This window comes from Nocardia sp. NPDC047648 (assembly GCF_040642815.1).
GTDB lineage: Bacteria > Actinomycetota > Actinomycetes > Mycobacteriales > Mycobacteriaceae > Nocardia > Nocardia gamkensis.
On the sequence record NZ_JBEYSX010000001.1, the window covers coordinates 613,974 to 639,708 of the forward strand.

General features: G+C 69.1%; 18 protein-coding genes. 10 read left to right on the forward strand and 8 right to left on the reverse strand.

Annotated elements, in window-relative coordinates:
- Positions 1 to 21: 21 nt before the first annotated feature.
- Together ABZ803_RS02815 and ABZ803_RS02820 are read right to left on the reverse strand one after the other, a co-directional pair.
- Complete coding sequence (locus ABZ803_RS02815; protein ID WP_357031882.1) at positions 22 to 1,092, reverse strand: PDR/VanB family oxidoreductase; 1,071 nt, start codon at positions 1,090 to 1,092, stop codon at positions 22 to 24.
- Positions 1,089 to 1,964, reverse strand: coding sequence for a metal-dependent hydrolase (locus ABZ803_RS02820; RefSeq protein ID WP_357031885.1), 876 nt, complete (start codon positions 1,962 to 1,964; stop codon positions 1,089 to 1,091). Before ABZ803_RS02820 ends, ABZ803_RS02815 begins: the two co-directional genes overlap by 4 nt.
- Positions 1,965 to 2,067: 103 nt before the next feature.
- Here ABZ803_RS02820 and ABZ803_RS02825 point away from each other — a divergent pair, with 103 nt between their 5' ends.
- Complete coding sequence (locus ABZ803_RS02825) at positions 2,068 to 2,730, forward strand: TetR/AcrR family transcriptional regulator (protein WP_357031888.1); 663 nt, start codon at positions 2,068 to 2,070, stop codon at positions 2,728 to 2,730.
- 153 nt (positions 2,731 to 2,883) lie between these two features.
- On the opposite strand, the gene ABZ803_RS02830 is transcribed toward ABZ803_RS02825, so the two are convergent.
- Entirely contained in the window at positions 2,884 to 3,045 is a 162-nt protein-coding gene (locus tag ABZ803_RS02830) for a hypothetical protein (RefSeq protein ID WP_357031891.1), read from the reverse strand.
- Positions 3,046 to 3,210: 165 nt separating this feature from the next.
- Here ABZ803_RS02830 and ABZ803_RS02835 point away from each other — a divergent pair, with 165 nt between their 5' ends.
- From ABZ803_RS02835 to ABZ803_RS02870, 8 genes are all read left to right on the forward strand, one after another.
- Complete coding sequence (locus ABZ803_RS02835) at positions 3,211 to 4,263, forward strand: 3-oxoacyl-[acyl-carrier-protein] synthase III C-terminal domain-containing protein (RefSeq protein WP_357032650.1); 1,053 nt, start codon at positions 3,211 to 3,213, stop codon at positions 4,261 to 4,263.
- A gap of 8 nt (positions 4,264 to 4,271) precedes the next feature.
- Positions 4,272 to 5,186, forward strand: coding sequence for a hypothetical protein (locus ABZ803_RS02840; RefSeq protein WP_357031894.1), 915 nt, complete (start codon positions 4,272 to 4,274; stop codon positions 5,184 to 5,186).
- Positions 5,183 to 6,862: a fatty acid CoA ligase family protein gene (locus ABZ803_RS02845; RefSeq protein ID WP_357031896.1), complete on the forward strand. Its 1,680-nt coding sequence runs from the start codon at positions 5,183 to 5,185 to the stop codon at positions 6,860 to 6,862. The genes ABZ803_RS02840 and ABZ803_RS02845 overlap by 4 nt, the downstream gene beginning before the upstream one ends.
- Before the next feature lie 5 nt (positions 6,863 to 6,867).
- Positions 6,868 to 7,140, forward strand: a complete 273-nt coding sequence (locus ABZ803_RS02850) for a hypothetical protein (RefSeq protein WP_357031899.1) — start codon at positions 6,868 to 6,870, stop codon at positions 7,138 to 7,140.
- Entirely contained in the window at positions 7,137 to 8,183 is a 1,047-nt protein-coding gene (locus tag ABZ803_RS02855; RefSeq protein ID WP_357031901.1) for an NAD-dependent epimerase/dehydratase family protein, read from the forward strand. The genes ABZ803_RS02850 and ABZ803_RS02855 overlap by 4 nt, the downstream gene beginning before the upstream one ends.
- A gap of 26 nt (positions 8,184 to 8,209) precedes the next feature.
- The gene (locus tag ABZ803_RS02860) at positions 8,210 to 9,409 is read left to right on the forward strand and encodes a peptide synthetase (protein ID WP_357031904.1); all 1,200 of its coding nucleotides are present in this window, start codon (positions 8,210 to 8,212) and stop codon (positions 9,407 to 9,409) included.
- Complete coding sequence (locus tag ABZ803_RS02865; protein ID WP_357031907.1) at positions 9,406 to 11,514, forward strand: MMPL family transporter; 2,109 nt, start codon at positions 9,406 to 9,408, stop codon at positions 11,512 to 11,514. The genes ABZ803_RS02860 and ABZ803_RS02865 overlap by 4 nt, the downstream gene beginning before the upstream one ends.
- A 181-nt stretch (positions 11,515 to 11,695) precedes the next feature.
- Entirely contained in the window at positions 11,696 to 12,109 is a 414-nt protein-coding gene (locus ABZ803_RS02870; RefSeq protein WP_357031910.1) for a hypothetical protein, read from the forward strand.
- Positions 12,110 to 12,187: 78 nt separating this feature from the next.
- Here the strand turns inward: ABZ803_RS02870 and ABZ803_RS02875 are convergent, their stop codons facing one another.
- The 3 genes from ABZ803_RS02875 to ABZ803_RS02885 are packed head-to-tail and all read right to left on the reverse strand — an operon-like array spanning position 12,188 to position 20,726.
- On the reverse strand, positions 12,188 to 12,871 hold the full coding sequence (locus ABZ803_RS02875) for a hypothetical protein (RefSeq protein ID WP_357031913.1): 684 nt from the start codon (positions 12,869 to 12,871) through the stop codon (positions 12,188 to 12,190).
- Between the two features lie 9 nt (positions 12,872 to 12,880).
- Positions 12,881 to 14,278, reverse strand: a complete 1,398-nt coding sequence (locus ABZ803_RS02880; RefSeq protein ID WP_357031916.1) for a condensation domain-containing protein — start codon at positions 14,276 to 14,278, stop codon at positions 12,881 to 12,883.
- A gap of 28 nt (positions 14,279 to 14,306) precedes the next feature.
- Positions 14,307 to 20,726, reverse strand: a complete 6,420-nt coding sequence (locus ABZ803_RS02885; RefSeq protein WP_357031919.1) for a type I polyketide synthase — start codon at positions 20,724 to 20,726, stop codon at positions 14,307 to 14,309.
- A gap of 262 nt (positions 20,727 to 20,988) precedes the next feature.
- Here ABZ803_RS02885 and ABZ803_RS02890 point away from each other — a divergent pair, with 262 nt between their 5' ends.
- Complete coding sequence (locus ABZ803_RS02890; RefSeq protein ID WP_357031922.1) at positions 20,989 to 23,202, forward strand: MMPL family transporter; 2,214 nt, start codon at positions 20,989 to 20,991, stop codon at positions 23,200 to 23,202.
- On the opposite strand, the gene ABZ803_RS02895 is transcribed toward ABZ803_RS02890, so the two are convergent.
- Together ABZ803_RS02895 and ABZ803_RS02900 are read right to left on the reverse strand one after the other, a co-directional pair.
- On the reverse strand, positions 23,135 to 24,580 hold the full coding sequence (locus ABZ803_RS02895; protein ID WP_357031925.1) for an MFS transporter: 1,446 nt from the start codon (positions 24,578 to 24,580) through the stop codon (positions 23,135 to 23,137). The genes ABZ803_RS02890 and ABZ803_RS02895 overlap by 68 nt on opposite strands.
- Positions 24,550 to 25,563 (reverse strand): alpha/beta hydrolase family protein, encoded by a 1,014-nt coding sequence (locus ABZ803_RS02900; RefSeq protein ID WP_357031928.1) that lies wholly within the window; start codon positions 25,561 to 25,563, stop codon positions 24,550 to 24,552. Before ABZ803_RS02900 ends, ABZ803_RS02895 begins: the two co-directional genes overlap by 31 nt.
- Positions 25,564 to 25,735: the final 172 nt, after the last annotated feature.

The window sequence follows — 25,735 nt, forward strand, 5'->3', positions numbered from 1 at the left end:
CGGGCGCCTGGCCCGCCGAGCTCACAGATCCAGGTGGAGTTCGCCGTCGCGCGCCCGGGAGACGCAGGTCAGCATCGTCTCCGCGCGCTCGGATTCGAGCAGCGACCGGTCCCGGTGGTCCACCGCGCCCGCGAGCACCCGTGTCTTGCAGGTGCCGCAGAATCCCTGCTGACAGGAGTAGGCCACGCCGGGCAGCACACGGCGGATCGCGCTGAGCGCGGACTCGTCGGCCGCGACCTCCACGTCGAACCCGCTGCGATGCAACCTGATCCGGAACGGCTCGCCGTCGCGCACGGGCAGCGGCGAGAAGCGCTCGGTGTGCAGCGAGGCCGTCGGATCGTGCAGTGCGAGCACCGCACGCGCGGCCTCGGCCAGCGGCGGCGGCCCGCACACGTATACCGCAGCGCCGGGCGGGGTCTGCTCGAAGATCATCCGCGCGTCGGGCACGCCGTACTCGTCGTCCGGCCGCACCACCACGTCACCGCCGGTGTAACGGGCCAGGTCGTACAGGAACGGCATGCGCGAGCGGGACCGGCCGAGGTACATCAACCGCCAGGGCACCGCCGCGCGTTCGGCCGCGGCGACCATGGGCAGGATCGGCGTGATCCCGATGCCGCCGGCGACGAACAGATAGCACGGCGCCTCGACGAGCGGGAACGCGTTGCGCGGACCGCGCACGCACAGCCGGTCACCGACCCGCAGATCCCGGTGGATCTCCGCGGAACCGCCCTCGCCGTCGGCGATGAGGCGCACCGCGATGCGGTAGAACCCGCGGTCGGCGGGGTCGTTGGTGAGCGAATACTGCCGCTGCCTGCCGGAGGGCAAGAAGACGTCCAGATGCGCGCCCGGCGTCCACGCGGGCAGTGGGCCGCCGTCGGGGTGGCGCAGCCATAAGCTCACCACCCCGTCGGCCTCGTGCCCGATCCGGTCGACGACGACCTCGAATTCGTAGCCGGTGCGGCGGACCGGATCGGGACGCGAAAGCAATTGCGCGGCGTCGCTTTCGACGAACAGGCGCTTGTAGGCGTCGGCCGCCGAGCCGATCAGCCGCAGCGCGGCCCCGGGCTGGAATCGCTCCCCCACCGCGGTCATGCGTTCGCCGCCCGTGCCGCGGGCGACTGCGCGAGGTAACGCAGCGCGTTGTCCATCGGGCCGAGCTGCGACGGGTGGAAGCCCGGCCGCAGGTAACGCGGAATCTCGGTGAAGAACGTCGTGAAGCTGGGCACCACGCCGCGCACCGACGCGCCGGCCAGCTGGAGCGGCCAGAATCGTCCTTTGTGCCGCGAGGGGTCCTTGTGGAACAGGTAGCCCCCGGAGACGACGAACAGGACGAGCAATCCCGCGCTCGCGATGAGGGCCTGCCGCGCCTTGCGCGCGTATCCGCCGTCGACGTGCATGTACGCGTCGTAGACGACGCTGCGGTGCTCGACCTCCTCGGCGCCGTGCCAGCGGATCAGATCCAGCATCGCCGGGTGCATCCCCTTGGCTTCGAGGGTGTCGTTGGTGAGCAGCCACTCTCCGATGACCGCGGTGTAGTGCTCCATGCCCGCGAACAACGCCAGCCGCTCGCACAGCCACTCCCGCTTGGCCCGGCCGGTCAATCCGTGGTCGCCGAGGATGCGGTCGACCAGCCAGCTCACGCGATCGACCATCGGGCCGACGTCCAGCCCGAGTCGCTCCAATTGCTCGCGCGCCTTCTCGTGTGAACTGGCATGCATGGATTCCTGGCCGATGAAGCCGCGGACTTCCTCGCGTAACCGCTCGTCGTCGATCAGGGGTAACGCCTCGGCCAGCGCCTGCGCCATCGCGCGCTCACCCTCGGGGAGCACCAAGTGCATCACGTTGATGATGTGGGTGGCCATCGCCTCGCCGGGGATGTAATGCATCGGCACCGTGGCGAAGTCGAATTCCACCGCGCGCGCGTTGATGGCGTGTGTCTGGTCGGCGTATACGGCAGAACCCATCTCGCACCCCTCGTCATCGATCGGTGTCTTCGCAATGTATTGGTGACATCAGGTGCTGTCAACATCACATGATGTCAATTCGGCCCTATGAGAGGATGACGCTATGGACCAAGCCGACGGGTCGATTCCGGGCATGCGCCGCTGGCGCGGGCAATCGCCCGCCGATCGCGTCGCCGCGCGCCGGGAACAGCTGGTCGAGGCGTGCACGGAGCTGATGGCGACCGTGGGCGCGGCCGAGACGTCGATGCGCGGTGTGTGCAGGCAGGCCGGACTCACCGAGCGCTATTTCTACGAGAGCTTCCCGAACCTGGACGCGTTGCTGACCACCGTGCTGGACACCGTCGTCCTCGGCGCGCGCGACCGGCTGCTCGACGAGCTGCCCAACGCGCCCATCGAACGCGACGCGATGTTCCGCCACATGGTCGGCGTCTTCACCGACTATCTGCTGGCCGACCGCCGCCGCGGCCGGATCATGTTCATCGAATCGCAGGCCACCCCCGTGCTCATGCCGCGCGCCAACGAACTCATCGGCTTGTTCACCGCGCCGATCGCGTTGACCATCAGCGCGGGCGACTACAGCCAGCCGGTCCCCGACGAGCACGATTACGCGCTCAACGCCAGCGCCATCTTCGGCGCACTGGCCTACCTCTACCGGCCCTGGCTCGACGGCGAAATCCCCGTCTCCCGTGAACGTTTCGACGCACACGCCGCCGACGTCATCGAGCGGATCGCCACCGCGCGCTCCGCGTTGAGCAGCGAAGCCTGACCCCGCCTCGCGCCGGTCCCCGCGCCGACCGACTTCCCTTCTGCCACAACCTGTTCGGCGTGAAGTCAAATCGAGCGACCAGCGATCCGCACCGAAGGCTCGGCGCACAGTGAGGTCACTCACATCCCACGAGAGAGACCCCGTGCCGACGACTCACGAATCGCCACCATCCGGCAATAGCCGATCGATAGCCATTCCGGAAGCGGCGCCGTCGCGAGCGCCGCGCGACGCGCACAGCGTCGAACGCGAAATGCGGTGACAAACCGAATCAGCAGGTCGGATGGCAATACCGGCGAGCCATAGCCAGTCGGTCACCGGTTGGTGATACCTCACGAAACATATACTTCTGGTCGTGATTTCCGTCTCAGACGGCGGTGCGAAATAGCTGTGGTCATTCGTTGTTACCGTCGGGTAGTGTTCATCTCACCGACGATCAGAGTCGATCCGGAACCGTATATCTCCACGATTTCAGGAGCGCTCGTGTCTCCCCATTCTCGCTTCGAATCCATCGGCGCCTATCTGCCTTCCCGAGTTGTCACCACCGCGGAATTGCTTTCCGGGCTGAAAGAACCGCCTTCGTTCGATCTGGAGAAAATCACCGGCGTCCGCGAACGCCGGGTACGCGATACCAGGCCGGAAAGTCACGAGGACTCTTTCACGCTGGCCGTCAAGGCGGTAGAGGACTGTCTATCCAGGTCAAGGTACGCTCCAGAGGAGATCGACGTAGTCATCTCCGCTTCGATCACCCGAAGCAAGCACGCGACCCGGGTATACATGGAGCCGTCGTTCGCGGGTTCGATAAGTCGCCTTATCGGAGCCAAGAACGCCATTACATTCGACATCACGAATGCCTGCGCCGGAATGCTCACCGGCACCTACATCCTGGACCGCATGATTCGGTCCGGCGCCGTTCGGAACGGCCTTGTGGTCAGCGGCGAGGCCATTACTCCGATCGCCGAGACCGCCGTCGCTGAGATTTCCCAGAAATACGATCCGCAATTCGCTTCGCTGTCCGTCGGCGATTCCGGCTGTGCGATCGTGCTGGACCAGGCGGTCGACGAAAACGACATGATCCACTACATCGAGATGATGACCGCGGCGGAATACGCGCAGCTGTGTCTGGGCATGCCGAGCGGCAAGACGCAGGGCATCGCGATGTACACCGACAACCGCCGGATGCACAACGAGGACCGCTTCCTGCTCGGTACCAATACCCAGCGGAAATTCCTCGAGGCGCAGGGCAAGACCTTCGCCGACGAGAAGTTCGACTACGTGATCCACCACCAGTTCGGCGCCGCGGCCATTCCGTGGATGAACGCGATCGCCGAGCGCGAGTTCGGCAGCCCGATGCCGCCGGATCTGCGGGTCATCGAGAAGTACGGGAACACTTCCACCACCTCGCATTTCATCGTGCTGCACGATCAGCTCGGCGAGCAGAACATCCCCGCGGGATCGAAGTTGCTGCTGGTGCCCGCGGCCTCCGGCATCGTCACCGGGTTCCTGTCCACCACCATCTCGTCGCTGAAGGTCTGAGGTAGGTCATGAGCGTACGCATCAAGTCCACCGGCGTCAGCCGGGGCGGCGACACCAACAGCATCGTCGAGCACAGCGCCCGCGCGGCGAAGCGGAGTCTCGAGCGTGCCGGGATCCTTCCCGAACAGGTCGGGCTGCTGATCAACGCGGGCATCTTCCGGGATTCCAACACCGTCGAACCGGCGGTGTCGGCGCTGATCCAGAAGGCGGCGGGCATCGGGCTCGAATACGCCAAGGACGACCCGCGCACCTTCTCGTTCGACCTGATGAACGGGGCGGTCAGCGTGCTCAACGCGGTCCAGGTGGCCACCTCCGTCCTGGAGACCGGCAGTGCCGAGCACGTGCTGATCGTCTCGGGCGACACCCACCCGTCGCTGCTCCGCTCGGTCGGCGACGAACGGTTCCCGTACGCCACCTGCGGCGCGGCGCTACTGCTCGAGCGCACCGACGAGCCGACCGGCTTCGGCCGGGTGCACACCGTCGCCGGGGAAGGCACGCCCGCCGTTGAGGCCTACGTCGACGTCTCGACCATGGGCAACACCGGTCGCGGCGCCATGACCGTGGAACGGGAGCCCGGCTTCGAGGACCGCCTGCTCGAGGTGGCCGTCGACGCCGCGCGGCAAGCGCTCGCCGAATCCGGGCACGCCTCGCTCGAGCGGATCGCGTTGATCGCGTCGACGCCGAGCCCGGAGTTCCCGAAGCGGCTGGCCGCCGCCATCGGCATCGATCAGCGCGCGGTGCGCACTCCCGACCTGCGCGACGGCGACCCGCACACCGCGGCACTCACCGCGGCCTACGACATGGCGGTCGCGGACGACGCCTTCGCCGAGCACAGCCAAGTGCTGTTCGTCGCGGCGGGGGCCGGTCCTTCGGCCGCGGCGGTGCTCTACCGGTTGCCCGTCTTCGCCGGGGCGCCTGCGTGACGACGGGAACCTACTGGCAGGCCATCGATCGGTTCCGTGCGGTCGTCCGCACCGACCCCACCCGGGTGGCGGTGCGCTACGCGGACGGGGTCGGCCCCGATGGCCTGCCGGCCTACCGGCACCTGACCTATCGCGAACTGGACGCGTGGTCGGACACGATCGCCCAGCGGCTCGCGGCGTCGGGTGTCGGCACCGGGACACGCACCATCGTGCTGGTGCTGCCGAGCCCGGAGCTGTACGCGATCATGTTCGGGCTGCTCAAGATCGGCGCGGTGGCCGTGGTGATCGACCCGGGGATGGGCGTGCGAAAGATGTTGCGCTGCCTGCGCGCCGTGGACGCCGAGGCGTTCATCGGCATCCCGCAGGCGCACGCGCTGCGCGTGCTGTTCCGGCGCGGCTTCCGCGGCGTCCACACCGTCGTCACCGTCGGCAGACGGTGGTTCTGGCGCGGCGAGTCGCTGCGGGACTGGGGCCGCACGCCCACCGGCCCGGTCACCGCGGGCCGACCGGCCACCGAGGACGACCTGCTGTTCATCGCGTTCACCACCGGCAGCACCGGACCAGCCAAGGCTGTGCAGCTCACGCACGGCAATCTTGCCGCGATGGTAGAGCAGGTGCACGTGGCGCGCGGCGAGGTGGCGCCGGAGGCCTCGCTGATCACTCTCCCGCTGGTGGGTGTGCTGGATCTGCTCCTGGGTTCGCGCTGCGTATTGCCGCCGTTGATTCCGAGCAAGGTCGGCGCGACCGATCCCGCACATGTCGTCGACGCGATCCAGAAGTTCGGCGTGCGGACCATGTTCGCCTCCCCGGCGGTGCTGATCCCGCTGCTGGAACACCTGCGCACCCGGCCGGCCGAGTTGGACACGCTCGACAGCATCTATTCCGGCGGCGCGCCGGTGCCGGACTGGTGCATCGCCGGACTGCGCGCGGTGCTCGGCGAGGACGCGAAGGTCGTCGCCGGATACGGGTCCACCGAGGCACTGCCGATGTCCACCATCGAGTCCAGGGAACTGCTGGACGGGTTGGTCGAACGGGCGCACCGCGGGGCGGGAACATGCCTCGGCAGGCCCTCCCACCAGGTGCAGGCGCGCATCGTCGCCATCACCGACGACGCCATCCCGACGTGGAGCCGGGCCGAAGAGCTCGCGGGCGGGCTCGAGGACACCGGCGGGATCGGTGAACTCGTGGTCGCCGGGCCGAATGTCAGCGCCCGGTACTACTGGCCGGAACAGGCGAACACGCTGGGCAAGATCGTCGACGGCGACCGGATCTGGCACCGCACCGGCGATCTCGCGTGGATCGACGATCAAGGACGGATCTGGTTCTGCGGACGCAAGAGTCAGCGGGTGGTCACGGCGCACGGTCCGATGTTCACCGTCCAGGTCGAACAAGTCTTCAACACCGTGGCGGGCGTGGCCCGCACGGCGCTGGTCGGGGTCGGGGCGCGCGGAGCGCAGCGACCGGTGCTCTGTGTGGAGCCGAAGCCGAGCGCGGACGCGCGGGTCGTCGAGGCCGCGCTGCGGGCCCACGGGGCGCGATTCGACCTCACCAGGACCGTCGACGACTTCCTGATTCACCCGTCGTTCCCGGTGGACATCCGGCACAACGCGAAGATCGGGCGCGAACAACTCACGATCTGGGCGGCCGAGCGGCTCGGAACGGACAACCGACGATGAAAACGATGGCATTGCGGGCGGTTCCCGTCCTGGGGTGGCTGTATCTGGCCTGCGGCGCCCTCGCCGCCGCGACCGGCCGGGTCCCGGACGGCCGGATCCTGCGCGCCGCCTGGTGGATCGACGCGTTCCTGAGCGTCGTCGTGCACGCGGCGCAGATCCCGGTGGCCCTGCGCGCCGCCGACGGTTCCGGACGCGGCCGGTTCGAGACGGCGGTCCTGACGCAGATCTTCGGCTTGACCTGGTGGCGAACCCAGCCCGGCAAGGAGGAACGGCAATGAGCAAAGTTCTGGTGACCGGTGCGTCCGGATTCCTGGGCGGCGCGTTGGTACGCAGGCTGGTGCGCGACGGCGAGCACCACGTGTCGATCCTGGTGCGGCGCACCAGCGATCTGACCGACCTCGGCGCCGACGTCGACAAGATCCAGCTGGTCTACGGCGACCTGACCGATCCCGCCTCGCTCGAACGAGCGACCCGTGGGGTGGACATCGTGTTCCACAGCGCGGCCCGGGTGGACGAGCGCGGTACCCGGGAACAATTCTGGAACGAGAACGTCCGGGCCACCGAGCGATTGCTCGAAGCGGCCCGGCGCGGCGGGGCGGGGCGATTCGTGTTCATCTCGAGCCCGAGCGCGCTGATGGACTACCACGGCGGCGACCAGATCGACGTCGACGAATCGGTGCCCTATCCCCGGCGCTACCTGAACCTGTACTCGGAGACCAAAGCCGCGGCCGAGCGGGCGGTGCTGGCCGCCGACACCGAAGGGTTCCGCACCTGCGCGCTGCGCCCCCGCGCGATCTGGGGAGCCGGCGACCGGTCCGGTCCCATCGTGCGGCTGCTCGGCCGGGCCGGTGCGGGAACGCTGCCGGACCTGTCCTTCGGCCGCACCGTCTACGCCTCGCTGTGTCACGTCGACAACATCGTCGACGCGTGTGTGAAGGCGGCCGGATCGGACGCGGTCGGCGGCAAGGCGTATTTCGTCGCCGACGCCGAGCGGACCGACGTGTGGGGATTCCTCGGCGAGGTCGCCGTTCGGCTGGGGTACCAGCCGCCGACCAGGAAGCCCCATCCGAGGGTCATCGAAGCGGCGGTGCGCGTCATCGAGACGATCTGGCGCATCCCGGCCGTCGCGACACGCTGGTCGCCGCCGCTCTCGCGCTACGCCGTCGCCCTGATGACCCGCAGCGCCACCTACGACACCACCGCCGCCGCACGCGATTTCGGCTACCGGCCGGTGGTGGACCGCGACAGCGGACTGGCCGCGTTCCTCGCCTGGCTGCCCGCCCAGGGCGGAGCGGTCGAACTCACCCGCAATCTGCGCTGAGCGCCACCTCGGTACCGGAGATCAGCATGAGCAACGCCCCCGTCTTCCGCAGGAAGATCACCCCCACCGAACGCCTCTACTTCGCCACGCGGCGGGTGACTCCGCCGTTCGTCATGCATATCGCCGTACACGGTGACGGCAGCCTCGACCCGGCCGCCCTGCAACGGGCCGTCGACGTGGCCTCGGCGGCCGACCCCGGCGCCCGCCTGGTCCGCGACGGCGGCGACTGGGTGGACAGCGGTCTGGCCGCCACGGTGCGCGTCGTGCCGGGATGGTCGCTGAACTACGACGCGCTCGAACACGACGCGGTACTCGACAGCCCGATCGGTCCCACGCCGGAGCGGACCACCGAGGTGCTGCTGCTGACCGGTGACCGGACCACCGTCGTGTTCCGCGCCTTTCACGGCGTGATGGACGGCATGGGCCTGCGGATGTGGGTGGACGACGTCTTCCGCGCACTGCGCGGCCTGCCGCCCGTCGGCGCTGCCGACCCGGTCGCCGACGCCGAACTGGTGGCGCGGGTGGGCGCGCCGGGCAAACCGACCCGGGTGCTGCCCACGTTCCGGGCGCCGACCGGCCACGGCCGCCAGGATCCGGCGGCCCCGCGCTGGCTGCTGCGCCACCGCACGATCGAGGTGACCGGCAAGGGCATCGTCGCACGGGTGGCGGCGGTCCTGGTCGCGGAGTCGAGGGCCCGGTCGCGTTTCATGATTCCGGTCGACCTGCGCAGGCACGATCCCGAGCTGCGCTCGACCGGGAACCTGGCATTGCCCCTGTTTCTCGACGTGACGCCCGGCGAGGACTGGGCGACGATCAGCGGCCGGATGCGCGCCGGGTTGCGGGAGAGAAGCGAACTGAACCAGTTGGACAACGGCAAGCTGTCGAAGTTCCCGGCCCCCGTCCTCCGCGGCGTGCTGCGCGGCAGCAACTGGCTCGGGGCACGGCTGAACCGGAATATGGTGTCGGCCACCATCTCCCACATGGGCAGCGTCGATCTCGACGAGATGGCCGTGCCCGGCTGGACGCCGACGACCATGCGGTTGCTGCCCCAGCACAGCGGCGCGATGCCGCTGCTGTTCGCCATGGTCGAGTCGCGCGGAAAGCTGGAGCTGACCGTGTCCTGCCGCAACGGCGCGGGCATCGAGCCCCGGTTGGAGGCGCTGCTGGACAAGATCGCGGCGCGGTTGGAAGCCGAGTCGGCCCCGCACGCGGCGGCCGTGAGATGACCGCCCTCGCCCGGCTCGTGCTCGCCCGGCCGCGGTGGGTGCTCGCGGTCGTGACCGGGGTGATGCTGCTGGCCGGTCTGCTCGGCATCGGAGCGTCCGAGAAGGTGACGGCGGCCGGGTTCATCGATCCCGGCAGCGAGTCCGCGCACGTGGACCGGCTCGTGAGCGAGCACTTCGGACCGCAGAATCCGGACGTGGTGGTGCGGTACACCGCGCCGCAGGGCCAGACGCTCGACGACATCGGCCCCCGGGTACGGGAATCGCTGGCGCGGATCGACCCGGCGCTGCTGCAACGGCCGATCGAAACCTATTGGAACGCCGGAATCGCGCGCAAGCAGTTCCTGCGCTCCGCGGACGACCGGCACGCACTGGCCGTCGTATATCTCGCCGGTGACGCCAACCAGCGCGTCAGCGTGTATCCGGACATCGAACCGCAACTGCGTGTCCCGGGTGTCGCGACCGATCTGTCCGGCTACAGCGCGATCTCCACGGAGATCAACGCGCAGTCCCAGCACGATCTGCTGCGGGCGGAATCGATCTCGCTGCCGCTGACGCTGCTCATCCTGGTGCTGGTGTTCGGCGGACTGGTCGCCGCGTCCTTCCCGGTCGTGGTCGGTGGCCTGACCGTGCTGGGCGCGATGGGCGCCATCCGCGTGCTCGCCGAACTCACCGAGGTGAGCACGTTCGCGATCAACATCGCCTCGCTGCTGGGGCTCGGGATGGCCATCGACTACGGGCTGTTCCTGGTCACCCGGTTCCGCGAGGAGGTCGCGGCCGGGCACGGCGTGCCCGCCGCGATCACCCGCACCTACACGACCGCCGGGCGCACGATCGCGTTCTCGGCGCTGCTGCTGGTCTGCGCGTTCGCGGGGACTTTCGTCTTCCCGCAGGCGGTACTGCGGTCGCTTGGCGTCGGCGCGATCACGGCGGTGGCGCTGGCCGCCGGGCTCTCGCTCACCGTGCTGCCCGCACTGCTGGCCCTGTTCGGCGCGCGCATCGGCGCCGGGCGAGCGATCGATCGCGGCGACCGGTTCTGGGGCGGCCTGGTCGATCGCGTGCTGCGGCGGCCCGCCCTGGTGACCATGGCCGTCGGCGCCGTCCTTCTGGTCTTCGCGGCGCCGCTGGCCGGGCTGCGACTGGGCGACATCGACCATCACGCGCTGCCCGCGGACAACCCCATGCGCGTCACCGTCGAGGAACTCACCGCGCAGTTTCCCGCGGCGGGCAGCGGGGCCACCGCCGTGCTGCACGGCACGGACGGGCCGCCGCAGTCCGCCGCCGTCGACACGGTCGCGGCGGCGCTGAGCGGGATCGACGGTGTGCGGCAGGTCGTCCAGGTGGGTCGCGCCGAGGACTTCGTCGTCTTCCACGCCTTCCTGCGCGACACCGACCGCACCGAAGCGGCGAGTGCCTCGGTCCGCGCGCTGCGCGCGGTGACTCCCCCGGACGGCACCGTGCTGTGGATCGGCGGCGACACCGCGGCCACCGTGGACAGCGTGCGCTCCATCGTCGCCGCGATGCCGTGGATGATCCTCGTCATGGTCGGCGCGACGATGGTGCTGCTGTCGGCCGCGTTCCGCTCGATCGTGCTGCCGCTCAAGGCGGTCGTCCTGGCGTTCCTGAGCCTCGCCGCCACCTTCGGCGTGCTCACCTGGATCTTCTGCGGCGGGCATCTGTCCGGCGTGCTCGGCGTGAGCACCGGCCCGATCACCGCGGGCATGCTGGTGCTGATCATCGCGGTCGTCTTCGGGCTCTCCACCGACTACGAGGTGTTCCTGCTGTCGCGCATGGTCGAAGCGCACGACGCGGGCGCCGATACCGCCGCGTCGGTGCGGGCGGGCACGGTCAAGACCGCTCGCGTGATCACCGCCGCCGCGACCCTGCTGGTGATCGTCACCGGAGCGTTCACCCTGTCCCCCCTGACCCCCATGCGCTTCCTGGGTCTCGGCATGATCATCGCCCTGGTCGTGGACGCCACCCTCGTCCGCATGCTCCTGGTACCCGCCTTGGTCCAGCTGATGGGGCCCGCCAACTGGTGGTCGCCCCGCCGCGTCGTAACGGCCACCGTCGCCCGCAGTCCGGAACGCACGTCGGCCACGAGATGACTCGGTGCTGATCGGGTCTCGCCGAACGGCACGACGCATACGTCACGCGGCCCGCGAAGAGGCACAGCACCCCACCGCTGTGGGCGCGCGGCTCGGTGCGCGCACCCCCACCCTCCTGGGAGGTTGCTGCGATTTGCAACGAAAAGCGTTACACTGCCGCGTTATTGGCTAGTTTCCAGGCATGAATCTCCGTAACCTCGCCGTACCGGCGGCCTTAGCGGCCGCGCTCTCGATAGCAGGCGCCGGGCTCGCGGGCGCGACCCCGGCACAGACCGTGGACGACGACACCGTGTACTTCAGCTACGCCAGCTCGAACTGCGCGATTCATTCGAATGGTGACGTCGGGTGCGACATCCCCTACGGCACCAATCTGTACGGGATCACCGTGTACGACCTGGCGATCGACCTGCCCTTCTTGCCCGCCCACCCGACCTTCGGACTCACCGGATCGCACGGTGTCGCGGGCAGTCCGCCGATCGCGGGCACCCTCACCAACGGCGGCGCCAGCTGCACCGGGGGTGGACGAGGCGCCCTGTCCTGCTCCTCCAAGGGCCACAGTTTCAGCTTCGGTTGGTCGGGCACCCAGATCAGCTGACATCTCGAGCCGCCCCGCTCGCGCGCACTGCGAGCAGGGCGGCTCCTCATTTCTCTTCGGCCGCGCCTCGACAGGTTGCTAGGCAACAAGTTCCAGAAGGCCGCGGGGATCCCATGGCATCGGGCCGGTCGGGAAGCCGAGGCGGACCAGGCGGTGGGGCGCGGCCGCGTCGAAATGCGCCACCGCGGGTGGCAGGAATCCGGCGAGCACCTTCTCCAGCATCATGTTCAGTCCGGACAATCGCGGCCGCAGCCGGACCTGCCAGCAGTCGATGCGCCCGGCCGGTACCTCGACGACGGTGCGCTGCTCCACTTTGGCGCCGAGCGGGAAGTGCACCGAGAACGCCAGCCAGAGATCCACGCACTCCTCGGCGCCCTCGGCGAAGTCCAGGCCGCGCAGCAGGGTAAGGCCACCGGCGAGCGGCATCACATTGGGAGGAAAGGGCGCGATCCCGCCGCCGAACTGCAGATGGACGGTGTCGAGGAAGTTGGCCTCCTCGCGACTGACTATGATTGTGCCCGAGCGTGTTTCGGCGCGGTAGCGCTCGGCCCGGAGCCGATCTCCCGAGCACAGAAACCGCTGCTCGATGGTCATCGCGAAATTCCCGTTACCCAGGCCCGCCTCGACGATCGAGCGGTAGCCGTCGCCGTCGTGGGCGACCACGCTGACCAGGTCGAGCTTCGGAGCCCGGTCGGCGATGGTGGCGATGTAGACGGACTTCTCTCCGTCGGGAATTCCGGGATCACGAAAAGCGCTGTGCACCTGTTCTCCTCACAGTGTGTCCTCGGCCGCCGCGGCGAACACGCGCCGAAGGGTGGCGACGTAGCGTTCGACGGAGCCGTGCGCCACCGGGGTGTCCGGGTAGATGACGCTCAGCGTGGTCTCCGACGCGAACCGGTTGATCCAGATCAGCACTTGTTCGGAGGCGGCACGATTGGCGTACAGCCCACACGAGCCCAGGTCGAACAACTCGTTGCCGAGCAGCTCCCGGGTGTCCACATACGAGATCATCGGCGTGGACCAGCCCGGTTTCAGGTCCAGGTCGGAGTCGGCGGGCAGCAGTTCCACCACGCGCTGGAACGAGGTGGGGGCCAGGCGCAGACCGTTCTCGTAGGCGTGCTGCGCGATGGTCGCGGCGCGCGCGAAGGTGGTGGCGGCGCCGATCGGGAAGGCCACCGGCAGCAGCGTCACGTACCAGCCGACCGACGCGCGTTCGGCGGCGCTGCTGCGGGTACTGACCGGCGTCATGCCGAAGTAATAGTCGCTGTCGATGAGTTCGCGCTCGGCCAGCGCCGCCGCGGCAAAGATGCCACCGACGAATTCCGCGCCGTTGGCGCGGCAGACCCGCTCGAACCGCAGCGCGGTGTGCTCGTCGAACAGGGTGATCGTGCGGTGCGCGCTGCGGTTGTACACATCGGTGCGCTTGCCCAGATCCAAGGGGAAGGACGGCAGTTCGCCGTCGTTGCCGCGGATGAGCTCCAGCCACTTGCGCACGCCGGGCGAGGCGAGCGTCATCCGGCTCGTGTATTCCCGCTCGGCGGTGCAGTAGTCGAGGTAGCTGGCCGCGGGGGCCAGCATGCCCACGTCTTCCCACACTTCGCGCACATACAGCAGCGCGAGGTCGAATCCGGACAGGTACTGGCCGAATCCGTCGGTGTGCAGATGATCGACCGCCAGGTAGACCGTGGTCGATTCCTCGCGTTCGATCGCGCCGAAGGTGAAGCAGTCCCAGTCGAAGGGTCCCGGCGTCGTCTTCTGGACGTGATCGCGGATGGCGCGGGCCTCGTCGACGCGGCCGTAGTCGATCGGTACGAACTCGACGTCCTCCGCGGGCACGAGGTGACGCTCGATCGTGCCGGCGGAGTCGATCCGGAACCAGGTCCGAAAGGTGTCGTGGCGCAACAGGAACGCGTTGACCGCCCGCGTCATCGCGGCCGGGTCGAGGCCGCCTGCCGGGATCTCCGCCGTCACCAGGCACAGGCCGGAGTACCGGAACTCCGCATGGGCGTGCCGATCGGCGAGCCGAAGATACTGCTCCTGCTGGTGCGAGGGCGGGGCCGGGTGCACCGGCGCCCGCCGGGCGCGCGCCACCGAGTCCGGCGACGCCACCCAGCTGACCAGCCTGCCGGGCCCCGGCTCCCATTCGTCGATCAGCCCGAAACCGACCACGATGCCACCTCGTTTCGACGACGGTCGGTCACGGCCTGGCCTCGGCCCCCGCCAACGCAGGCACCGGTTCGGCCGCGGCGCCGTTGGACGGCGCCGGTCCCGCCATCGACGGAACGAGGTCGGCGACCGGCTGCGCCTGACCCGAATCCGCGGCCAGGATCAGCTCCGCCACCTTCGGGCCCGCCTGCTCCAGGCTGAACGATCGGCCCATCTGCAGCGACATCAAGTCGATGCCGAGGGTCTTGGTGACGCGCGCGCCGAGTTCCACCGCCATCAGCGAATCCAGCCCGAGTTCGGGCACCGGAACGGTCATGTCGATGGACTCGACCGGCACACCCATGACGACGGCGAGTTCCTCGGCCATCTTGCGGGCGACGAAGGCCCCGCGTTTGTTCTCCTCGATCGCGGCCACCTCGGCCCGCAACCGGGCCAGTTCGGAGGTGTCCTTGGCGGAGGCCTGGGCCAGCGCGATCGTGCGGCCCGTCCGGGTCAGCTGCGGGAAGGTACCGGTCAGCTTGGCCCAGTCGGTCGGGATGATCGCCGCGCGAGCGTCGCCCAGGCGCAGCGTCTGCTCCAGATAGGCGGTCGCGTCGGCCATGTCGATCGGATCGAAGCCGACCAGATCGAGATACTTGAGGGCCGTCTCGTCGGCGGCCATGCCGCCCGTCGCACCCGACAGGTGACCCCAGCCGACGCACAGCGCCCGCTCGCCCGCCCTGGACCATTCCTCGGCCAGCGACTCCACCGCCACGTTGGCCGCGCAGTAGTTGTACTGGCCGTAGATGCCGTACATCGAACCGCCCGAGGAGCACAGCACGAACATGTCCAACCGGATCCCGGCATCGGCCACGGCTCGATGCAGCACCCGGGCGCCGTGCACCTTGGGGCGGTACACCTTGGCCAGCTCCTCGAATCGCATCGCCGCCAAACGGTTGTCGGCGACGGCTCCTGCGGCGTGGAAGACTCCGCGCAGCGGATGCTCGACGCTGTGGGCCCGTGCAACGATCGTGGCGACAGCCTCCGGGTCGGTCACGTCGGCGCGCTCCTCGACCACGCCGACGCCGACGGTGCGCCACGCCTCGAGCTGCCTGCGTGCTTCCTCGGTGCTCGCGCCGCCGCGGCCGAGCAGCACCAGCCGCCGCGCCCCGCGCAGCACCAGCCAGCGCCCGATGGCCATCCCGAATCCACCGAATCCGCCGGTGACGAGATAGGTCGCGGTGCTGTCGATCTCGATTTCGGGCAGGTAGGGCCGCACCGGCGGGGTGGGTGAATCCATGCGCAACGCGATCCGGGCCAGGCCGCTCGAGCGAATGGTCTCCTCGAAGGCCTTGCCCACCTCGTCAGTTTCCAGCAGCTTGTACGGCAGCGGCTGGTAGGTGCCCGCGAGTACCTTCTCGTAGACCCGCTGTAGCAGCCGGGTCAGCCGCTGCGCGTCGACGGCGACCAGGCGGTCCAGATCCATCGAGAAGTACGCCACGTTCTTGTCGAAGTTGGCCATCTCGAGCAGTCCGCCGGTGTAGATGTCGGCCTTGCCGACCTCGACGATGCGCCCGAATTCCGCGACGGCGTTGAAGTTCTGGCGCAGGATCTCCCCCGGCGCGCTGCTGAGCACGACCTCGACGCCTTTGCCGCCGGTCAGCTCCAGGACGTCGTCGACGAAGTTCAGCGAGCGCGAGTCGATCGCGTGATCGGCGCCGAGGGCGAGCACGTGGGCGCGGCGTTCGTCGGTGCTCGCGGTGCCGATGATGCGTGCCCCGCGGTCCTTGGCCACCTGGATCGCGGCCGTGCCGACACCGCCCGCGGCGCCGTGGATCAGCACCGTCTCGCCCGGCTCCAGCCGGGCCAGATCCAGCAGCGCGTACTCGGCCGTGCCGAAGGCGATGGTGCTGGTGCAGTACCCGGGATCGGCGTCGGGCGGCAGCGGAATGGTCAGCTGCCGGTCGACGACGACGTAGCGCCGCATCATGCCCTTGGCCGCGATCGCGACCAGCTCGCCTACGGCGAGATCGGTGATCCCGTCGCCGACGCGCACCACCTCGCCGACGCCTTCCATGCCGGGCACGGTGCCGAAATAGGTTGGCGCGAGTTCGCGCTCGCCGAGCAGGCCGATGACCTTGAGCGGATCTTTGTAGTTCAGACCGATGATCTTCATCCGGACCTCGACCTGGCCCGGCCCCGGCTCGGGCCGCGGGCACTGCCGCCAGGCCAACGCCGACAGCATCCGGGTCCGCGGCAGCTCCAGCGCGAAGTTGGCCTCCGGATCGGTCAGCGGTTCGGCGGTGTCGAGGGTGTCGAGGCGCTCCTGCAGCGGCTTGGTCACCAACGGAGCCCAGCGCTCGCCCGCGCGCAGGACGACCTCGTCGAGGTTGTCGTTCCAGAACGCGCCCGGGACGGCCAGTTCCCCGATCAGATCGGTGATGTCGGTGTCGGGTTCCACGTCGATCAGCCGCCAGCGCAGCGCCGACTGCTCGTTGAGCAGCACCCGGCGAGCGCCGGCCAGCGCGGCATGATTCGAATTCGGCGGGATCGGGCTGCCGGGCAGCGCGAACGCCCGTTCGGTCACCAGGGTGGCGTGACACCATCCCTCACCGAAGACGCTCTTGGGCCCCTCGTCGGCGATCTCGGGGTGGACGAACTCGTCGAGGGCCACCGCGATCCGCTCCAGGGTCCACAGATCGGCGACATCGTCCTCGACGGCCCCCGCGACCACGCAGACGTGCAGCCGGTCGGCGCCCTCCGCCTTGGCGGCCGCCAACGTCGCGGCCAGGTCGGCGGCGAGTTCGCGGCCGGCGACGCCCGCCACGTAGAGCCGGGAGCCGGGGAGGGCGGCGGCCACTTGCCCCGCACGGCGGCAATTTCCGCCCAGCCCGACGATCACGGTGGTCACCGAGTCCTTCGGCAGCGCATCGGGATCGAGCGGATCGCGTCGTTCCAGCGTCTCGGCGTAGTAGAAGTCGACCATCCGATGCAGCGGATCCTGGCCCGGCGCGAGCGCACCGATCTGCAAGCCGCTCAATCGCATCACGAGGTTGTGTTCTTCGTCGAGCAGATCCACGTCGGCGCGCAGCCTGGCCCGCGGATCGCGGCGCGCGACCACGGTGATCCGCTCGGGTAGCGGTGCGACCAGCCGCACCGCCGCGACACCGACCGGAACCAGCGTGCCTTCATCGATCCTGGCGTCCGCGAACAGCAGGGCCGCGGACTGCATCGCGGCGTCGACCACCGCGGGGTGGGCGAGGTGTCCGGAGTCCGCCGCGATGGTGCCGTCGACCGTCGCGACCACCGCGTCCGCGCCGACGCGCGCGGAGGTGACCCGGCGGAAGGCCGGACCGTACTGCAGCCCCGCCGCGGCCAGGCCGGTGTAGAACATCCGCGGGTCGACGTCGAGACCGACGTCCAGGGTGGGAACCGTGACCTTCGTGGGCTTGTGGCTGCCGGTCAGTGTGCGGCCGAAGGCGTGCACCGTCCAGGCCGTCCCCGTCGCCGAACGCGATCGAATCAGGAAGCGGCCGCTGGCCTCCTCGACGGTCAGCGCCACCAGCGGCACGTCCGGCGCGCCCATGATGAGCGGGGCCACGAACCGGACCTGTTCCAGCGCCACGCGTTCGACACCGAGACGAGAGGCGGTGGCGCTCAGCGCGGCGTCCAGGTACGCCGCGCCCGGCATGATCTTGACGCCGTTGACGACGTGGTCGGCCAGCCACGGCAACAGCTCGGTGCCGACCTGCAGCAGCCAGTCCGGCCTGCCCTCGACGTCAGGGTCGCCGAGCATGGCGTAGGTGCCGGGGCTGCCGAGGCGCGCCTGCTCGAACAGCGGTAGCGCCGAATGCAACCGGGTCCGCTGCCAGGGATAACGCGGCAGTGGCACGTGCGGTGTCGCGGACTCCCGCGCGGGGAACAGCGCGTCGAGGTCGAGCACGCCCGCGGCGTAGAGACCGATGAGGGTGCGGCGCAGGCTCTCCGAATCCGGCTGCTTGCGATCCAGTGTCGGCACCGTCGTGCCGTTGACGTCCGCGCCCAGCAGAGTCTCGCGGATGTTGCCCGACAGCACCGGGTGCGGGCCGACCTCCAGGAAGACCCGGCTGTCCGCCCCGATCAGCTCGGTGACCGCGTCGGCGAACCGGACGGGCTCGCGCACGTTCGCGCACCAGTACTCGGCGTTCCAGTCGGGGCCGGTCACCCGTTCGCCGGTGACCGAGGAGTACAGCGGCACGGTCGGCGCCTTCGGCTCCAGCCCGGCCAGCGCCGCGCGCAGCTCGTCGAGGATGGGGTCCATCAACCGGCTGTGGTACGGCACCTCGACGCGCAGACGGCGAGCGAAAATACCTTCTTCGGTGAGTTTTTCGGCGATCTCGTCCAAGCGGTCGATTTCGCCGGACAAGGTCAGTGAGCTCGCGCTGTTGATCGCGGCGATGTCCACCCGCGGGTCGTCGCCGACGAGTCCGCGTGCCTGCTCGGGCGACATTCCGACCGCGAGCATCCCACCCGAGCCCGCGGTGGTCGCCTGCAACCGGGCGCGGTGATAGGCCACCAGGACCGCGTCGCGCAGCGACAGCGTGCCGCTCACATAGGCCGCCGACACCTCACCGACGCTGTGCCCCACCACGGCCGCGGGACGGATGCCGTACTCCGCCAGCTCCCGCACCAGCGCCACCTGCACGAGGAAGTTGGCCGGTTGCGCCACTTCGGTCCTGGCGACCCGGGACTCTTCCTCGGGTCGCAGCAGTTCCTCGATGATCGACCAGCCGGCGATCTTGCGGAACTCCGTATCGATCGCCGCGGCGGTATCGGCGAAAACGCTCTCACCGTTCAGTAATTCGCGGGCCATTCCCCACCACTGCGGACCCATGCCGGAGAACACGAACACCGGTTCCGTGGTCCGCGCCGCGATCGTCCGCGCGGCATCGCGCCCCTCTCCGGCGGCGAACAGGTGCAGATCCCGGACCAGGTCGCCGGTCGCACCGACGAGCATGCCCGTGCGGTACTGATGGTGCGCCATGCGGGTCCAGGCGGCCTCGGCCAACCGGCCGGGATCGGCGCCCGCGGTGATCAGATCGGCGAACCGGCCTGCCAGCGCACGTGCCGCGCCGGTGCTGCGTGCCGAGATCGGCAGTACACCGAGATGCCGTGCGGGCGTGATGGTCGCGCTGGGTTCCCGGCGGAACTCCCGCAGGATGGTGTGGGCGTTGGTGCCGCCGTAGCCGAAGCCGTTGACCGCGATCGTCATCGGCTCGGCGTCGTCGGGCAGCGCCTCCGCTTCCAGCTGGACGTGCAGTCCGAGCTCGTCGAACGGGATGTCGGGATTGGGTTTGTCGAGCCAGCCCTGCGGCGGGATGGTGCGATGGTGGATGGCCAGCGCCGCTTTGATCACGCTCGCGACACCGGCCGCGGCCTCGGTGTGACCGAGTGTCGACTTCACCGAGCCGACGCCCAGCGAGCGCGTGCGCCCGGCGGGCGCGCCGAACACCCGCCCGAGCGCGCGCAACTCGACCGGATCGCCCACCAACGTGCCGGTGCCGTGCGCCTCGACGTAGGTGATCTCGTTCGGCGCCAGTCCCGCGCGCAGGCACACCGAACGGGCCAGGTTCTCCTGGGATTCGGCGTTGGGCACGGTGATCGCCGTGGTGCGGCCGTCCTGATTGGAGCCGGTCGCCTTGACCACCGCGTAGATCCGGTCGCCGTCGCGGACCGCGTCGTCGAGTTTCTTCAGCGCCACCATGCCCGCGCCCTCGCCGCGTCCGTAGCCGTCGGCCGAGGCGTCGAAGGATTTGCAGCGGCCGTCCGCGGCCAGGAAGCCACCCTTGCACATCAGGACGAAGGTCTCCGGCTGCAGCATGACGTTCACGCCACCCGCGAGCGCCACCTCGCAGTCGCCGTTCTCCAGCGCCTGGCAGGCGAGATGAAAAGCGACCAGTGACGACGAGCACGCGGTGTCGACCGTCAGCGCGGGACCGACCAGATCGAGGGCGTAGGCGATCCGGTTGGACAGCATCGTGTAGGACGCACTGGCCGGGGTGTGCATGTCGGTGTGGAACAGGGCGGGGCCCACCACGCCGATCACCGACTGGTCCACCACGAACCCGCCGACGTAGACGCCGATCGATCGGCCCGCCGCGTGCCGCGCGATCCCGGCGTCGTCGAGCGCCTCCCAGGTCACCTCGAGCATCAGCCGCTGCTGCGGATCCAGCACGGTCGCCTCGCGAGCGGAGATGCCGAAGAACTCCGGATCGAACTCCCACGGGTCGATCGTCATGAATGCCGCGCGCTTGGTGTAACTGCGTCCCGGCGTACGTGGCTCCGGGTCGTAGTAGCGACGGTAATCCCAGCGATCGGCCGGCATCTCGACCACACCGTCGCGTTTGTCCAGGACGAATTCCCAAAAGGTGTCGGGCGAGTCGATTCCGCCTGCAAACCTGCAGCCGATGCCGACGATTGCGATATCCGACATGCATATCCTCCGGGTCGGATCAAGTTGACCGCCATTTTCTTCGGCGATTCACGAATTAGCGTGTGCGCAGCTGGCGACGGCCTCAGCGTAACGGCCACCACACCCACCGTCGCGGACTCAGGGACAGTTCACAATTCATCCGCCGACCCATTTGTGGCATCTCGAAACTATGGCTTCCGCGCTGGCGAAAAACATTGATATTGCTAGGTTTTCACCGTTCGAACCCGCGTCGAAATGCGATGTCATCGAATAGGAGGCGGCATTGTTCGCCGAGTTCACGCGCTGGACCGATACGCTCGTCCGGCGGCGATTCACGGTCATCGGGGTCATGGTCGCCGGACTGCTCGCCCTGGGCGTGTACGGCCTCGGCCTCGGCGATCACCTCAGCGTCAGCGGGTGGGACGATCCGACCTCGGAATCGGCGCGCGCGGCTCGGCTCAAAGACGAGGCATTCGGCCACGACCACATCGCCGACGTGCTCTTGCTGTTCCACGCCCCGGCGGGCAAGACGATCGATGATCCCGCCTTCGCCGCGACGGTCGTCGGCCACTTGAACAGCCTGCCGCAACGCTTTCCGGACCAGATCACGAAGATCAACGCCAGTTACTGGCCCACCGACACCGGACTCGACCTACCGGATGTCTTCGGCTCCCCCGACCGCGACTACGCCTTCGCTTCCGTCGCCATTCGCGGCGGCAACGACACGCTGGTGATGCGCAACTATCGGACGGTGGCCGACGAATTCCCGATACCGGGCATCGACATGGAGGTCGCCGGCGGGCAGCCGGTCGCTGCCGCTCTCAACGACACCATGGCCCACGATCAGCGCCGGATGGAGCTGTTCGCCGTTCCCGCCGTGGCGGTGCTGTTGTTCTTCCTGTTCGGCGGCGTCGTGGCGGCCGCGCTCCCGCTCGTCGTCGGTGGGCTGACGGTGCTGGGGGCGTGGGGGATCATTCGCGCCATGACCACCGTGACCGAGGTGAACTCCTTCGTCTCGCCGGTGGTCTCGATGATCGGTCTCGGCCTGGCCATCGACTACGGGCTGTTCATCGTGAGCCGGTTCCGCGAGGAACTGGCCGACGGTCACGAGGTGCCCGAGGCGGTACAGCGCACGGTCGCGGCCGCCGGACGAACCGTCGTGTTCTCCGCGATCATCGTGGTCGTCGCGGCGGGCGCCATTCTGCTGTTCCCGCAGGGCTTCCTGCGCTCGTTCGCCTTCGGCGCGATGGTGACGGTCACCTTGGCGGCGCTGATCTCGATCACGGTGCTGCCCGCCATGCTGGCCGTGCTCGGCACGCGCGTGGATCGGCTGGGCTTCAACCGCTTCCACGCGCGCCGGGCCAGCGACCGCGAGCGGGACAATCCGTGGGGCCGGGTCGCCGGGTGGGTCATGCGCAGGCCGCTGGCGGTGGCGGTTCCGCTGGCGGCCGTCCTGGTGGTGCTCATCGCCCCGGTGCGCGACGTGGCCTTCGGCGGCATCTCCGAGCGCTTCCTGCCGCCGCAGCATCCGGCTCGCACGGCGCAGCACCACTTCGATCAGGTCTTCCCGCTGCGTCAGATGAACCCCGTCGACCTGGTACTGATCACCCACGACACCACCGACGTCGACGGGGTGGTGGCTCAGGCGGGCCGGGCCCCTGGCCTCATCGCGCCGTTCCCGCGCGCGGTGCAGGGACCGGGGCACCCGAACGTCTTCACCACCTCGACGGTGCTGCGTGACGCGCACGACGCGAACGCGACCATCGACTATCTGCGCTCCATGCCGTTGCCGAAGGGCACGACAGTGCTGATCGGCGGGCAGCCCGCGAAACAGCGCGACAGCGTCGACGCGCTGCTGCGCCGGATGCCGCTGATGATCGCGCTCGTCTTCCTGGTCACCACCGTGCTGATGGTGCTGGCCTTCGGCTCGGTGGTGCTGCCGCTCAAAGCCGCGGTGCTGAATCTGCTCGGGCTCGGCTCCACGCTCGGCATACTCACCTGGATCTTCGTCGACGGCCACGGCGCGGGCCTGCTCGACTTCACCCCGCAGCCGATCATGGCGCTGGTGCTGGTGCTGATCGTCGCGGTGATCTACGGCTTGTCGACCGACTACGAGGTCTTCCTGCTCGCCCGCATCGTGGAGGCGCGGGCGGCGGGCGCGACCACCACGGAGGCGGTACGCGCGGGCATCGCCCGCACGGGCTGGATCATCACCGCCGCCGCCCTGATCCTGCTGGTGGTGACCGGAGCCTTCGCGCTGTCGGATCTGGTCATGATGCAGTACATCGCCTTCGGCATGGTCGCGGCGCTGTTCATCGACGCGACGATCTTGCGCATGCTGCTGGTGCCCGCGATCATGCGCCTGCTCGGCGACGCCTGCTGGTGGGCTCCGTCCTGGCTGCGACGCGGCGTGCTGCGCGGGGATGCGCTCAGTTCGCGGTCGACCAGCTCCACGGACTCGCGTCCGCCCGCGCGCGGTCCGGCAGCGCCAGCGTGAGCGCGGCCAGGCCGAGGGCCGCGGCGGCGATGGCCGAGAGCATGATCATGCTGCCCGACAGCGTATGCGCGCGGAAGAACAGCGCGCTGAGCACCGCCAGTCCGACCGAATTACCGATCTGTTCGATGGTGGGAAGCAGACCCGATGCCTCACCCATGGCGCGATCGTCCAGATCCGCCAGCATCAGCGGCTGTAGCGGCACCCCGAACACCCCGACCCCGAAGCCGGCGAGGAATACCGGTCCGGCCACCAGCGGCAAATTCACCACCCCTGATTCCACGTACAGGTAGCCCACCCCCACCAGGACGCACCCGCCGAAGACGGCGATTCCGGCGGCCGGCGCCCGAATCCCCCAGCGATTCACCGATATCGGCGACAGCACCGCGCCCGCGCCCGCGCCGAGGGCGAACGGTGTCATCGCCAGACCGGTTCGCAGCGCGGAGAACCGCAGCACGTCCTGCAGCAGGATCGAGACGGTGAACACGAACGCGGTGAACAGGCCGAAGAAGATCATCACCAGCGCCGATCCGACCGCGAAGCCCCGGTCGGCGAACAGGTCCAGCCGTACCAGCGCGCGGCCGCCGCGGCGGCGCGTCGCGCGCTCGTGGGCCACGAACACCGCGGCGAGCACCACCGCGCCCGCGATGTACATCCCGTGCGACGGACGCCAGCCCGCCTGTTGACTGTCCGACAGCGCGAACAGCAGCAGGAACAGCGCCGCGGTGGCCACCACCGTCCCGCGCAGATCCAGCGGGTCCCGGTCCGTCGCCGGGCCCAACCGCAGGTACCCCGCGGCCAGCGCCATCGCCAGCACGCCCAGCGGCAGATTCATCAGGAAGATCGCGTGCCAGCCGAGCCCGAACGGATTCAGCGTGATCAGCGCGCCGCCCAGGATCGGGCCGAGCATGCCGGCGAAACCGGCTGTCGCGCCGTACACCGCGAAGGCGTACTGATGGTGCTCGCGCCGGAAGCTCGCGGTGATGATGGCGATGGTCTGGGCCGCCATTCCCGCGCCCGCCACGCCTTGGACGATCCGGGCGATCACCAGTTCCGTGGCGCTGGAGGACATCCCGCACCACACCGAGGCCGCCGTGAAGGCCGCCGCCGACCACAGGAACATCCGGCGGCGCCCGGCGATCGCACCGACGCGCGCGGCGGTGAGCAACACGCAGGCGAACGCCAGCGAGTAACCGGCCACTACCCACAGTTGTTCGGACCGCGTCGCCCCCAGCTCCGCGGTGACGACCGGAAGGGCGGTGTTGACGATCGTCACATCGATCATCTGCATGAAGACCGAGATCAGGCACGCCCCGAACGAGCCGAGCGCCACCGCTGCCTCTTTGCGGGTCATCGGATCGCCGCTTCGATCGTCGGCCACGAATTGTGCAGGTCCTGTTGCCAGTAACCCCAGGAGTGCGTGCCGTTCGGCCGGAAATCGAAGGTCGCCGCGACACCCAGCCTGCGCAGCCGGTCCTGCAACTGATGCGTGCACAGATTCGCCACCGCCTCCAGCGGTGCCCCGAACAACAGCTGATAGAGCAGGTGCGAGATGTCGCCGTGCACGCCGTCGAGAGTGTCCATCGACCCGGGTTGCCCGGTTCCCGTGGCGACGTAGATGGCGAGGCCGCGCAGCCGGTCCGCGTGCAGGTATGGATCATTCGCGCGCCACGCGGGATCGCTCGGCGGCCCCCACATGTTGACCACGTTGCCGCGCTGCTGGGTGACCACCGCTTGGACCATCGCCTGCCCCGCGGGATCGCTGGTGCGTACGCAGCCGCTGTAGGAACCGATCGCGCGGTACAGACCCGGTGCGGCCATGGCCAATTGGAACACCGATGTCCCGCCCATCGAGATGCCGGCGATGGCGTTCGCTCCGGAGCCGTTGAACGTGGCGTCGACGAGCGGCGGCAGCTCCTTGGTCAGGAAGGTGGACCAGCGCTGCCTCCCCAGGACCGGGTCGTCGCTGCGCCAGTCGGTGAAGTAGCTGCCCGCGCCGCCGAAGGGGATGACGACATTCACCTGCTTGTCGCGAAAGAAATCGACGAGATCCGTGCCCTCGAGCCAATTCTTGTCCGCGCCTCCGTCGGCGCCGTTGAGGAGATAGAACGTCGGCGCGGGCTCATCCGGATCGGCCGCGCGCAGCAGACGAATCCGCGTGGTGCTGTTCATCGCGGCCGAATACACCTCGAGTTCCGATTGCCGGTCGGATTCGAAACGCGTTTCCACTATTCGCGAGGCGTCTGCCGCCACGACGTCCTGCGGCGGGTCGGCGCGGACCGGCCGCGCGCCCGCGATCAACGCACCGGCCAAAGTGAGGACCGCGGCGAGTGCCGCGCCTGTTCGCTGCAAATATTCGGGCATGTCGGACTCCTGGCCCCGAGTGGGAGGGCTCGAATTCGCAGTCAATAACATCGCCCGGCCGGGCCGCCAGATGTTCGAGCGATCCTGTGTCTCTTACCAATTCCGCTCGGCGGCCATTTCCGAATAGTCCCAAATTCGGGCATGCGGCCATCGCCGTCCCGCGCTACCACCC